This is a genomic window from Algoriphagus resistens, assembly GCF_001442615.1.
GTDB classification, from domain to species: domain Bacteria; phylum Bacteroidota; class Bacteroidia; order Cytophagales; family Cyclobacteriaceae; genus Algoriphagus; species Algoriphagus resistens.
Genome location: NZ_LMXN01000010.1, coordinates 47,496 through 59,644, shown reverse-complemented (window position 1 = coordinate 59,644; position 12,149 = coordinate 47,496). Strand labels below are relative to the sequence as shown.

Annotated in this window: 9 protein-coding genes; 3 read left to right on the top strand and 6 right to left on the bottom strand. The window is 44.9% G+C overall.

Annotation, left to right across the window (positions count from 1 at the left end):
• Window positions 1-31: 31 nt before the first annotated feature.
• Window positions 32-676 carry an AlbA family DNA-binding domain-containing protein gene (locus AS141_RS16920; protein ID WP_057938875.1) on the top strand — a complete coding sequence of 215 codons (645 nt, stop codon included), beginning with the start codon at window positions 32-34 and terminating at the stop codon, window positions 674-676.
• A gap of 29 nt (window positions 677-705) precedes the next feature.
• On the opposite strand, the gene AS141_RS16915 is transcribed toward AS141_RS16920, so the two are convergent.
• Window positions 706-2,016 carry a tetratricopeptide repeat protein gene (locus tag AS141_RS16915; protein ID WP_057938874.1) on the bottom strand — a complete coding sequence of 437 codons (1,311 nt, stop codon included), beginning with the start codon at window positions 2,014-2,016 and terminating at the stop codon, window positions 706-708.
• A 116-nt stretch (window positions 2,017-2,132) separates the two neighbouring features.
• Window positions 2,133-3,053: a 1-aminocyclopropane-1-carboxylate deaminase/D-cysteine desulfhydrase gene (locus AS141_RS16910; protein WP_057938873.1), complete on the bottom strand. Its 921-nt coding sequence runs from the start codon at window positions 3,051-3,053 to the stop codon at window positions 2,133-2,135.
• A 58-nt stretch (window positions 3,054-3,111) separates the two neighbouring features.
• Here AS141_RS16910 and AS141_RS16905 point away from each other — a divergent pair, with 58 nt between their 5' ends.
• Both AS141_RS16905 and AS141_RS16900 read left to right on the top strand, forming a co-directional pair.
• Entirely contained in the window at window positions 3,112-4,146 is a 1,035-nt protein-coding gene (locus AS141_RS16905; protein ID WP_057938872.1) for an RluA family pseudouridine synthase, read from the top strand.
• A gap of 1,196 nt (window positions 4,147-5,342) precedes the next feature.
• Window positions 5,343-9,710, top strand: a complete 4,368-nt coding sequence (locus AS141_RS16900) for an AsmA family protein (protein WP_057938871.1) — start codon at window positions 5,343-5,345, stop codon at window positions 9,708-9,710.
• Between the two features lie 137 nt (window positions 9,711-9,847).
• Here AS141_RS16900 and rplS read toward each other — a convergent pair whose 3' ends face one another.
• From rplS to AS141_RS16880, 4 genes are read right to left on the bottom strand one after another with little or no spacing between them, the layout of a single operon-like run.
• Window positions 9,848-10,213 (bottom strand): 50S ribosomal protein L19, encoded by a 366-nt coding sequence (gene rplS / locus AS141_RS16895; RefSeq protein ID WP_057938870.1) that lies wholly within the window; start codon window positions 10,211-10,213, stop codon window positions 9,848-9,850.
• Between the two features lie 50 nt (window positions 10,214-10,263).
• Window positions 10,264-10,980 carry a tRNA (guanosine(37)-N1)-methyltransferase TrmD gene (gene trmD, locus AS141_RS16890; RefSeq protein WP_057938869.1) on the bottom strand — a complete coding sequence of 239 codons (717 nt, stop codon included), beginning with the start codon at window positions 10,978-10,980 and terminating at the stop codon, window positions 10,264-10,266.
• Window positions 10,981-10,983: 3 nt separating this feature from the next.
• Window positions 10,984-11,514 (bottom strand): ribosome maturation factor RimM, encoded by a 531-nt coding sequence (gene rimM, locus AS141_RS16885; RefSeq protein WP_057938868.1) that lies wholly within the window; start codon window positions 11,512-11,514, stop codon window positions 10,984-10,986.
• Between the two features lie 11 nt (window positions 11,515-11,525).
• The gene (locus AS141_RS16880; protein WP_057938867.1) at window positions 11,526-12,134 is read right to left on the bottom strand and encodes a 30S ribosomal protein S16; all 609 of its coding nucleotides are present in this window, start codon (window positions 12,132-12,134) and stop codon (window positions 11,526-11,528) included.
• Window positions 12,135-12,149 lie beyond the last annotated feature (15 nt).

Sequence of the window (12,149 nt, the reverse complement as noted above, 5' to 3'; positions counted from 1 at the left end):
TCATCATCATTTCTACTGAAAATCTACTAAAATGACGCTGCAGGATGTGAGGCTTCTCGCTGCGAAAGGCGAGGGACTGAGAATAGAGTTTAAGAAGAAAGCGACTTTTCCGGAGAAGATAGTCCGTGAGCTGATTGCCTTTGCAAATACTTCCGGCGGAGAGCTGCTAATAGGGATAGACGACGACGGTACTGTCAGCGGGCAGCGGTACATAGAGGAAGAGGTTTTTGTAATGGAAAAAGCGATCAGGGAGCTTGTGTTCCCCAGACTGGAATATGAGTTGTTTTCTATAAAGATCAATGAGAAGAAGGGAGTGGCGGTTTTTAAGGTTCCGGTAAGTTCCCAGCGTCCACATTATCTTAAAGAGAAGGATAAGAAGAGAGCTTTCATCCGTGTTGCAGATCGGTCTGTACAGGCAAGTAAGGAAGTTTGGGAGATTTTACGCAGGGGCAGGAATCCCAGGGATATGGTCTTTACCTATGGAAGAAAGGAAGAAATCCTGATGAAGGCTTTGGGGGAATCCGGCAGGATCACGTTGCATGAATTTGCCGGTCTGGCAAATCTGCCCAGATTTCTGGCCTCTAAAACATTGGTGCGCTTAGTCTTGGCAAATGTGCTTCAGATCCATCCCCAGGAGTCAGAAGATTTTTTTACGCTGAAGGACCCGGGTGCTTAATACAGCAATCAGGATATCGCTATTCGGGGTTACAGGTCCCGAATAGCCTCAGGCATAACACCCAATTCATCGACGATTTCCACTATAGCCTTATTGTACTTGCTTTCCAATGCATTCACCTTTGCCTGTGATACCTCAAATACCGCTCTGCCTACCGATACCCAGCGCAGTGGATCAACATCACTGGCAAGGATCAGCTCGTAGTATGGAAAAGTTTTTTCCAGGTTATTTTCGTAGAAAAGAGCACACAATATGACCACAGCATAGAAAACATACACCTCCTGTGGGTGAAAGGACTTTCTATTTGGCACAAGCTCCTGCAATTCAGATTTGCCTTCGATAACCTCCCAGGCTTTTGCGTATTGCTTGTTTTGTGTCAACTGGAAGGCATAGAATAACCTGCCCAGCAGATAATCAGGAAAATCCCTTACACATTGCTCAAATTGCTTTGCACCCTCTGCCACATCACCCGCCAGAAAATAGCTGTTAGCCAGGTAGTTTAGTAAGATCGGCTGCTTGGGGTATTGTTTGATTTTATCTGAAATTTGGTCTCTGAACTTTTTTATTCCAGGCTTATCCCCTGATTTCTGGAGCTCATAGAGCTCATAATACAGAGCTTCCAATGCGTCTGCTTCCTCTTCGGGCATTTGATGTTCAGGTTCTTCGGTAATTGTCAGTTGCCGATGCGCATCTTTAATCCGCTGGGAGTGATCATCAGCTGTGATGGGGAAAGTCTTTTCATAAGCAAGATCAATGGGGGCATAAACAAGCTTCTGGGCCTCTCTCATCATTTCCCCTTCTGATAAATCCCCGTACTCAGGCTCATCATCTTCATCCCGGAAAAATTCTTCGTTCTTAGCTAGCACAAATGCCGGCACTCCGTTCACCCCAAACTCCAGCTCCATCAGCGGGATATCCTCGGTATCTTCTTCGAGGACGTACCGGGCTATTTCCCAGTCTTTATGAGGTATGACGTCATAATCCAAGGCAAATTCTACAGCTCCATAGATCAGATTATGCGCTAAAACGTAGTCGCATTCAACCATATTTTCCCCCGCGCTGTCCAATAGTTCTTCAAACTCAGATAAAGGCAGGTTGTAATTATACATTGCGTCTTTCACGCCTAAGCCAAGCAGGTCTGTGAGATATCCCGCGAATGTGACATTTCCGTTCTTATGTCTTCTGGCTATGAAAATCTGGGCTAGTTTTGAGGTTTCCCATTCTTTATTTATATAACATGCGTAAATAGGCAATTGCCTGGCTTTGGTCTGCAGGTATTTCTTTGGGCTGATTGCCTGATTTTTACTAGGTGTGCTTTTTCTTTTCTTGTTTTTTGCCATCAGCTTAAGGTGTAACAGATAGAAGGGTCTTTGTCAAATGTCCGGATTTTCCAGATTCTGCGCAATCTGGATTGCATAAAATCGGGACATCCCCGGGATTTCAAATCCGCAGGAGCTTACTCAGAACCGGGAAGCTTTATACCTGTCATTTCGGTAAATCCTGTATTTCCCTGAAGCCCTCCGGTATGGATCATCAGAATCTTTGATCCCTTGGCGAAGTAGTCATTCTTGATCAGATCCCAGATCCCAAAAGCCATTTTTCCGGTATAAACAGGATCAAGAACGATTCCAAAACTTTCGTAAAAGGCCCATATAAAATCGATCAGCTCCTGGCTATGTTTGGCGTAGCCGCCAAAATGATAATTGGTGAAAATCCCATAGGACCCGGGACTGCTGAGGTGGTATTTACCTGTCAGACCGGAAATTTCCTGATGGATGAACTCACCCTTCAGGGCCGAAAAACCGAGCAGCTTTTGGTGCGCAGAGAGTGAAGAATATAGTCCCGCAAAAGTGCCTCCTGTGCCGATAGATGAGCAGATAAATGAGAAATTCTGATCTTCCGGGGTTAAGATTTCTGAGGTTCCCCGGATAGCCAATCCGTTGGTCCCGCCTTCCGGAATCAGGTAGAAATCCCCGAATTTTTCTTTCAGTCCCACCAGGAATCCAGGTTCTGTTTTGTTTTTGTAGGTACTCCGGTCAATAAAATGAAGTTGCATTCCCAGGCTTTCAGCATGTGAAAGTGTCCTGTTTAGAGGTTCTGTTCTTTCTCCACGGATAACACCGATTGCTAGCATATTTTCAGCTTTTGCTGCTTCTGCTGTGGCGTAGATATGATTGGAAAAAGCCCCTCCAAAGGTCAAAATCTTACTTTTTCCTTCACTTTTGGCCTGTTCCAGATTGTATTTGAGTTTGAAGAATTTGTTGCCTGAAATGGCAGGATGTACCAGATCGAGTCGCTTAACGGCCAATTCGAGCCCTTTTCCTGCAAGGATTGGATGGGAAAGCAATTGGACAGGAACAGGATTTGAAAACAGCATTTTGGGGGCTTTTTTGCAGAAGTGCCAAAGTTAAGCCTGATAAGCTTATTTTTGCAGCATGAGCATGCAAGCAGACGAAGATTTTGATGAGGAAGAAGTAGACCTTTACGAGCATTACAGGTTTGTAATCGATAAAGGCCAGACCCCAACCCGGATCGATAAGTTTTTGACGGACAAAATAGCTTTTGCCACACGCAATAAGATCCAGCAGGCCATAGATGTAGGGGCGATCCAGGTGAATGGGGAATCAGTCAAGGGCAGTTATAAGGTAAAGCCACTGGATGACATCCGTGTGATGATGGGCAAGCCTCCAAGAGATACAGAAGTGGTGCCGGAGGATATTCCACTTGATTTTGTGTTTGAGGATAACTATTTACTGGTGGTAAACAAGCCTGCGGGAATGGTTGTGCATCCTGCCCACGGCAATTGGTCTGGCACACTGGTGAATGGACTGGTGTACCATTTTCAGCAGTTACCGGAAATGAAGGGAAATGAAGGCCGTCCTGGACTGGTTCATCGAATAGACAAGGATACTTCCGGTCTACTGGTGATTGCCAAAGCCGAGGAGGTGATGACCCATCTGGCAAAGCAGTTTTTTCATCATACCATTGCGCGTACCTATCTGGCATTGGTGTGGGGGGAACCGGAAGAGGATTCGGGAACGATCACCGGTCATGTAGGCAGGAGTGCCAAAAACCGCAAGGTCATGGATGTGTTTGCGGATGGCAGCCAGGGAAAGCATGCGGTTACCCATTGGAAAGTGCTCAAAAGACTGAGGTATGTGTCACTTATCCAGTGTAACCTGGAAACCGGACGTACCCATCAGATCCGTGCCCACATGAAATATTTGGGGCATCCGCTCTTCAATGATGCCATGTATGGAGGGGATAAAATCCGCAAAGGCACCCAGTTCTCCAAATACAAAGCCTTTGTCCACAATGCATTTGAACTATTGCCAAGACAGGCGCTCCATGCAATGTCTTTGGGCTTTATACATCCTGTGTCCAACGAAAAACTGTACTTCGAGGCGCCGCTTCCGGAGGATTTTCAGACAGTTTTGGACAAATGGGAGAATTATGTGAACTTTGAATAATCAGGTTTCTGTTAGATAATACGCAATAATTCCTTTAAAAAGTTGTGATTTTGGTAATAAAAAGGCGGTTTAATGGCTTATTTAGCAATATTCAGAAGATTCATTGAAAAATAGTTAAAAGGAGTGCTTAAAATAAAGCTCATTTTAATAAAATGGTATTTTTCAATCGATTTCATTAAAAATACTGTAAAAATTCAGAAATATTTTTGAATTATTTTTAATAAACAAACCGACCTGCTATATTTGAATCATAGAAAGAGAGCAAACAAACGGTAAGCACTCAAAATACATTGAATTACACTACACTGTAGGATGTTGAAATTGGCAGACAAGCCCTCCTGTCTCGGGGGTGGAGGTCATAGGACAAAGCATTTAGCGAGCTCGTAAATTTGCCTAACTACTCCGTGGAGGTTCGAATCCTTCTCCTACAGCAGGTTATTTTGGGTTTATTGTTAATTGACTAAAACCATGGAATTTTGTTTCATGGTTTTTTTTATGCCCTTTTTCTATTGATTCCCGCATGTCTGACGCTCAGGTGATCGCTGGGAAAGGCGGGGATCTCCGCAGGTTATTTTTATAGAAATCCCTCTTTCCTCTCCGCTTGTGAAGTCCCAGCCCTTAAGCGTTTTTATTACGATCTCCTGAAATTTTGATTTTAATCAATATCTCCCAATAAGATTTGGTGAAATCGCCCTCAATGCTCATTATTAAATCACTAATATGAAGCTATATTTTGGGGTTGTATTTATAAATAATTTAACATAATAGCTGATATATTGATTCGACTGTAAAAAAATAAATTAAATGTTATCAAAATTTTAATAAACCAATGGTATTTCTAATTTTGACCCAGCAAAATTTAAAACTGTCTAAGTGATTTCACTTTGCCACGCAGTAGAATTTGCTTCTCAGACCTATTAAACTTTTGTTTTTTCGGATGACAACGGAAATCAACAGCATACTGTCAAACGGACAGTAGCAAAAGAATCCATCACTGTAGGATGTTGAAATTGGCAGACAAGCCCTCCTGTCTCGGGGGTGGGGAATCAAGTAGAAAGCGTAATTCAACCGGACTATTGCCTAACTACCCCGTGGAGGTTCGAATCCTTCTCCTACAGCATAGAAAGCAGCACCCAAGTGCTGCTTTTTTCGTTTAAATTAGTTCTTATACTTATTTTAGACAAAAAACCAGCTGAATGACAGAAGAACATAGAGAGAAGCATTCCAGACATCCTTTGAGAAAGAAGGCACTGCGATGGCTCATGTTTATTTTTCTGGCCGTACTTTTTCTGGAATTCATCGTTTATTTCGGGTCTGACCTGGTGCTGTCCAATTGGGCCAGAAGAAAGATCAATGAAGCTGCCAAGGATGTATATGAGGTTGATTTTGACCGGGTGAGGTTTTCTTTGCTACGCCGGGGGCTGTTCATGGATGGGATAATAATGAAACCGCTGGGTGAGCGTAAACCTGGCCAGAATCAGGCATTGTTTGATTTGACATTAGACCAGCTGGCACTGAAGAACCTCTGGTACAGTTTCTCTGAAGAAGTGGTCTATGTGGGTAAAATAGCGTTTGACAACCCAAATATCAGCATGGATCTGCCGCCGAGAGCTAACCCCAGAGGCAGTGATGATGCTAAGCAAGAAGTTCATGAAAAAGGCTCACCTGTAAAGGCACTCGAATACGAGCTTAAAAAGATCTTTGATAAGATCAATTTCACCGGGGTCTACATAAGTGAACTGGAAATCGACCATGCGGACTTATTCTTTTTGAACTTTCTGAGTAAAAACTCCCTAAAAGCCGAGAATACAAAGTTGCTTGTGAAGGACATCGACTGGACGACAAGGGAGGAATGGAAGACTCCTTTCAACGCCCGGGGGTTTGAGTTTGACCTGGAAAATGTGGATTTCCCTTTGCCTGATGGCGTGCATTCCATCCGCTCAGAGAAAGTATACATAAGCTCCATGGAAAACGTGATCGATATAAACGGGTTCAGGCTTAACTCGGATAAATCCAGTGAAAGTAGGGCTTATTACGATGTTTACCTGAGCGAGTTGCGGGTCGGGAATGTTGATCTGAATGAGGTGTTCATGACCTCAAATGTCAGGATAGATGAAATTGTCCTGAACGATCCGGAGATTATGGTCCAGAACAACGATTTAAGCGAAAAGGACAGTACGGCAACCGGGGATCTGAATGAATTGATTGAAGGCATACTCAAGTCATTTGAAGTGCAGGAGCTGTCCGTGAATAATGGGCAGTTCACAACATTTAGCTTGTCAGATACCCTTAAGAATCGGATTGATATCAAAAAACTTGATTTCAAGATGATCAATTTTTACCTGGGAGAAGATGAGTCGAGAAAAACAGATCAGTTTTTCTATGGAGAGGAGGCTGCTATGGATATCGAAAATGCAGACCTGTACCTCTCAGACGAAGTCCATGTAATCTATGGGGACCGGGTGAGCGTGTCCTCGTTCAAAGATGAGATTATCATTGAGAATGTGACTGTGGAACCGAGAGCCGATGCCTTGGAGCAAGGGCGGGCAAGCCATATTATGCGTATTTCCCTGCCTAAATTAGAGCTGTCCAGGACCGACCTGAAACGCTTGTATAACGAGGGCATTTTCACTATCGAAGAGATGCTGATCCAATCTCCAAAGGTGGAGATCACCGAGCTCAGCCAGCCTGAAGAAAATAAGGAGAGAAGCCAAGTGAGAGAACTATTGGAAGGCTACATGAATGAAATTGCCATTGGGAAGGTGGATCTTAGAGCTGGTGAAGTACAGTTCAAGAATGAGAAGGGGGTGAGGAGCAACGATATAGGTTTTGAGAAATTCAGCCTATTACTTGAGAAGGTTTTTTTGCAGCCCAATTTGGACAGCGATGTAAGAGAGCAGTTTCTGGCAGAGGAAATGATACTCAGTCTGGACAAATACAGGCTTAAGCTGCGGGATAATCTCCATGAGTTTCTTGCCGATAGAGTACTGATAGATTCCAAGCAGTCTTTAGTGGTGGTCAATAATTTCACCTTAAGGCCGGAAAACCCGGATTCTACGCAGGTGATCCTGGATACCTATGGGAAGTCGGTAATTATGGATATTTCCATTCCTGAGTTCCGTGTGGAGGGGATTGACCTGATGTCCGCTTATCTGGATGAAAAGCTGGTGGTAAACCGGATTTTGGTCCCATCTCCGGTGGCGAGTTTCACAAGGTTCAGAAAGGAAAGCACGGGTACCTCGGCGATCCAGGTAGAATCATCTGATGAAATCCAGGACCTGCTGACCTCCTATTTCTCCACTGTACAGATTGACTCCATAAGCTTCAGTGATGGGCAGGTACAGTACAAAAATTTCGCAGGAAAGCGGGATATCTCCCTCAGTGAGGATAGTCTGTCATTGAGCCTGAAGGGATTCTATCTGGAAAAAGGACTTGCCAAAAGTCCTGACCGGACCTTTTTTTCGGATGAAATCGATCTGATTTTAAGAAAATATGACTTTAGCGTGGCAGGTGGAAATTATGAAGTGGACACAGATGGCCTCCGCTTTAACTCCCGTTCCAAGACAATTGAAATTGATAACCTTACCCTGAGCCCGAGCAGTACGATAAGGAGTAAAATCGCCTTATCGTTGAACCTGCCTAGTGTGTCTCTGGAAGGGGTGGATATAGAGTCTTTCTTGTTTAAGAACGAGCTGCAACTTGACAGGCTCGCAGTAGACGGCAGTAAGATAAACCTGGAGATCAATAGAAATTACCAGAAGGAAGTGACGGCAGAGAAACCGGACCAGGTAGCCGGCAAGACGCTGCCCAAATCCATCGAGCTGGTTTCCATCGGGGCAATAGAAGCAACCAACTCAAACCTTAGCCTGAATTATAGGGTAGGGAAAGATGATTTTGAGTCGATCCAAACCGACTTTGACCTTGGGATCACAGGGTTGAATTTAGACTCTGCGGCCAACGCGCAAAAAGACATCGCTAGCTTATTTGATCAGATCAATCTAACGCTGAAGGATTTTTCCTATACCCTGCCGGACAGCATCCATACCATTAGATTTTCTGATGTGTATGTGGACAATACGGCAGATGAAACAATCTTTTCTAACTTCGAGATTGTGCCAAGTACTACATCAGGCAGCCTGGGGTCTCCTATTTTTTCTGCTAAAATCGACACACTCGGGGTGAGGAACAATACCATCCGAGAGATCCAATCCACCGGGGTACTTGATCTTGCGCAGCTTAGGCTGATGAATCCCAGAATCGATATTTACCTCGATACCGTAAGCCAAGCACGAAAGCCTGCCCCAAAGACGGATTCTGTACCTGCTAAAAGCGGAGGATTGATAGAGTCTGTTTTGCTTCAGGATGTGCTGATCAACAAGGGGAATATTGCGCTCCACAATAAAGAGACCGGCCAGATCCCAAGGATGGCATTCAACAATGTCAGCCTAGGCTTGGAGGGCCTGAACCTGGACTTGATGAAGAGAAGTACCAAAGTAAATCCCCAGCTTCTATTGGAAAAGGACCTGAGTCTTTCACTTTCTGATTATGATATTTATACCAAAGACAGCCTGAGTAAATTAAGTATTGGCAAGATCAGGTATTTGGATAATACCTTTATTCTGGATAGTGTGCATTACCGGCCTGCGTTGGGACGTTATGAGTTTTTGCGGGCGAAGGGGCACCAGGAAGATGCACTGGACGCCTTTGTGACAAGGATTAAATTGGAGGGGATAGATTTTGACTCCTATTTTGCCAATAAAAACCTTAAGGCCCATGTGCTGAGACTGGAAGGTCTGCAGATGGATGTGTTCAGGGATAAGAGAATTCCTCTCAAAGAAGGGGTGATCAAGCCCATGCCGCAGTATTTGATGGAGAACGCCCCATTTGATATGGAGTTGGACTCCGTGGTTTTAAGTGATGGGTCCATTCGTTATGAGGAGTTCGCACCCAAAGCAATGCTTCCCGGGTCAATTTGGTTTGATGAGCTCAATGCTTCTATAGCTCCTTTTGCAATGAGAAAAAGTACGGAGGAGTTTCCTTTGAAGTCCAGTTTATTGCATGTTACCGCCAAGCTGATGGGGGATGGGGAGGTTGAGTTGATGGCCGACATGAATTTTGGGGATCCCTATCCTATGGATGTGGATGTGAGCTTGGGAGAGTTTGACCTGACCAAGCTGAATAACATGTTGACACGGAGTTCATTTATCAGAATTCTTGACGGTACAGTGACTGACGCGAAGTGGGATTTCAAAATGGATGATGATGTGGCCAGGGGTAAAATGAACTTCAGGTACGAAGATCTGAAAATAGAGTTTGTGGATTCCCTGACCCTGCAGCGGGGCAGGGGAAAGTTAGGCTTGATGAGTTTTCTGGCCAATGTCTTTACCAAAAGCGATAATCCGCGAAAATTCTTTAACCGTCGCGTAGTGTCCAGGATTTACTTTGAGCGGGACAAGTCCAGGTTTATTTTTGGGGGCTGGTGGCGCGCCACCTTCAGCGGTTTAAGGGGGGCAGTGGGACTTGGCCAGCCGGCAGTGCCCAAGAAAGAGGAAGAAGAAGAGTAAAATGTTGGCCCAGACTGGAAAAGGCAGGCGGTAGTGTGAGCTTCGTATATATTCTGATCCCGTTGCTTTGATAGTAACAGGTACAAAAAAAAGGAACCCTACTATGGGTTCCTCTTTGATTTCAGGAGTGTGAAATCTTACTTTCTCACTCTGATTTTTTCCTTGATACGTGCAGCTTTACCCTGACGTCCTCTTAGGTAGAACAGACGGGCTCTTCTCACTTTACCTTGTCTCAACAGATCGATTTGCTCGATGGCAGGAGAGATGATAGGGAAGATTCTTTCTACTCCGATACCATTGGATATTTTTCTTACAGTGAAAGTCTCACCGTTAGAGTTAGGGTTTCTACGCTGGATCACAGTTCCCTGGAACTGTTGGATACGCTCCTTGCTACCTTCTTTGATACGTACGTGTACGTTGATGGTATCGCCAGCTTTGAATGAAGGGAACTTAGCTCTCGCTTCGCTGTATTCCGCTTCTACTACTTTCATTAGATCGCTCATAGCTTTATGTTTTTATGCTTTCGCTGTTTGCCAACGCGTGGCTTATGTAATTACTTCTTATACGATTCTGTATCGCTTTTCCCACTTTCCTTATTGCGGAGCAAGTCAGGTCTTCTCTGTTGGGTCCGGCGAACCGATGCTTCAAATCTCCACTCGTTTATCTTGGCCTCATGTCCGGACAGCAATACCTCAGGTACTTTCATGCCCTCGTAATCCGCGGGCCGGGTATATACCGGCGGTGCCAGCAGTCCATCCTGGAAAGAGTCTGTCAATGCTGAGGTCTCATCATTCAATACGCCCGGAATCAGTCGGATCACGGCATCAACTACTACAGCTGCTGCCAGTTCCCCTCCGGAAAGTACATAGTCACCTATGCTTATTTCCTTGGTGATGAAGCGCTCCCTCACCCGTTCGTCCACACCCTTGTAGTGACCGCAGAGGATCAACAGGTTTTGGTTGAGCGAAAGTGCATTTGCCATGGGCTGGTCTAAAGTAGCCCCATCAGGAGTCATGTAGATGATCTCATCGTACCTGCGTTCCTTCTGAAGTGCTTCTATACATCGAGCGATCGGCTCAATGGACATCACCATCCCGGCTCCCCCGCCAAAAGCGTAGTCATCGACCTGCTTTTGCCTGCCCGTTGAATAATCCCGTAGATTGATCACGCGAACACTGGCAAGTCCTTTGTCCTCCGCCCTTTTCAGAATGGAGTGTGCAAATGGCCCTTCCAGCAGTCCCGGTACTACAGTGATAATATCAATGTGCATGGGTTAGTCTTCCAGATAAATTTCAAGTAAACCATCGGGTAAGCGGCAGTAAACTTTTTTAGCTGCCTTGTCCACCTTCTGGATAATTCCGTCCTGAATTGGTATCAGCACTTCTTTTTCCTGATGTGTTACTCCGAGGAGATTCTGTGTTTCCAGATCGTAGACGATCTGAATAGGCCCGATCAGTCCCTTAGTCTCGTCAAAGACTTCGAATCCGATCAACTCATGGAAGAAATACTGATCTTCTTTCAGTTCAGGCAGTGCTGTCAAAGGAAGGTAAACTCCCAATCCAACCAAATCTTCTACCTGACTCAGTGAGTCCAAATCCTCAAACTTCGCCAATGCCTTGTTTCCGGGTTGGAGTACAAAATGCTCCAGGAAAAACGGCACCAGCCGGGATTTTTGCTCTAGGAATACATGCTCCAGTGTCTCATAATCCTCAGGATAATCGACATCCAGCATGATCATTACTTCTCCACGAAGTCCATGAACTTTAGACACGTAGCCTAACTGAAAGCTTTGGTCCTTATTCATGGGGATTTATATTATGCTTTTGCTTCGTCTTCGCCAGATTCCGGAGCTTTCTCTTCTGCAGGAGCCTCAGACTCAGCAGCAGGTGCTTCTTCAGCGGCAGCTTCTTCTACTACAGGAGCAGGGTTGTTGGCAGCTTCAGCAGCAGCTAGCAATGCTTTCTGCTCGTCTTCTCTTGCTTTGATCGCATCAAGTCTAGCCTGGTTTTTAGCTGTCTCTGCGTCAAGCGCTTTCTGGCGTGCATCAGCTTTAGCTTTAGTGATACCTTCTGTCTTGCCGGCAATCTTCGTTTCTTTCTCGTTCACCCAAGCCTCAAATTTTGCATCTGCTTGTTCTTGTGTGATCGCACCTTTCAATACACCAATCTGAAGGTGTTTTTTCAGCATGACACCTCTGTAAGAAAGCATCGCTTTCACAGTGTCTGTTGGCTGAGCTCCGTTCAACAACCATTTAAGAGCGCGCTCATTGTTGATGTTGATAGAAGCAGGATTCGTGTTTGGATTGTAAGATCCGATTTTCTCGATGAAGCGTCCATCACGTGGAGCTCTTGCATCAGCTACAACCACGTCGTAGATAGCCATTTTTCTTCTACCTCTTCGTGCTAATCTGATTTTTACTGACATAAATTATAATGTATT

Excerpts from the sequence above, each read along its gene's own strand:
- AS141_RS16920 (WP_057938875.1), top strand. The coding sequence starts at position 32 with ATGACGCTGCAGGATGTGAGGCTTCTCGCTGCGAAAGGCGAGGGACTG.
- AS141_RS16915 (WP_057938874.1), bottom strand. The coding sequence starts at position 2,016 with ATGGCAAAAAACAAGAAAAGAAAAAGCACACCTAGTAAAAATCAGGCA.
- AS141_RS16910 (WP_057938873.1), bottom strand. The coding sequence starts at position 3,053 with ATGCTGTTTTCAAATCCTGTTCCTGTCCAATTGCTTTCCCATCCAATC.
- AS141_RS16905 (WP_057938872.1), top strand. The coding sequence starts at position 3,112 with ATGAGCATGCAAGCAGACGAAGATTTTGATGAGGAAGAAGTAGACCTT.
- AS141_RS16900 (WP_057938871.1), top strand. The coding sequence starts at position 5,343 with ATGACAGAAGAACATAGAGAGAAGCATTCCAGACATCCTTTGAGAAAG.
- rplS (WP_057938870.1), bottom strand. The coding sequence starts at position 10,213 with ATGAGCGATCTAATGAAAGTAGTAGAAGCGGAATACAGCGAAGCGAGA.
- trmD (WP_057938869.1), bottom strand. The coding sequence starts at position 10,980 with ATGCACATTGATATTATCACTGTAGTACCGGGACTGCTGGAAGGGCCA.
- rimM (WP_057938868.1), bottom strand. The coding sequence starts at position 11,514 with ATGAATAAGGACCAAAGCTTTCAGTTAGGCTACGTGTCTAAAGTTCAT.
- AS141_RS16880 (WP_057938867.1), bottom strand. The coding sequence starts at position 12,134 with ATGTCAGTAAAAATCAGATTAGCACGAAGAGGTAGAAGAAAAATGGCT.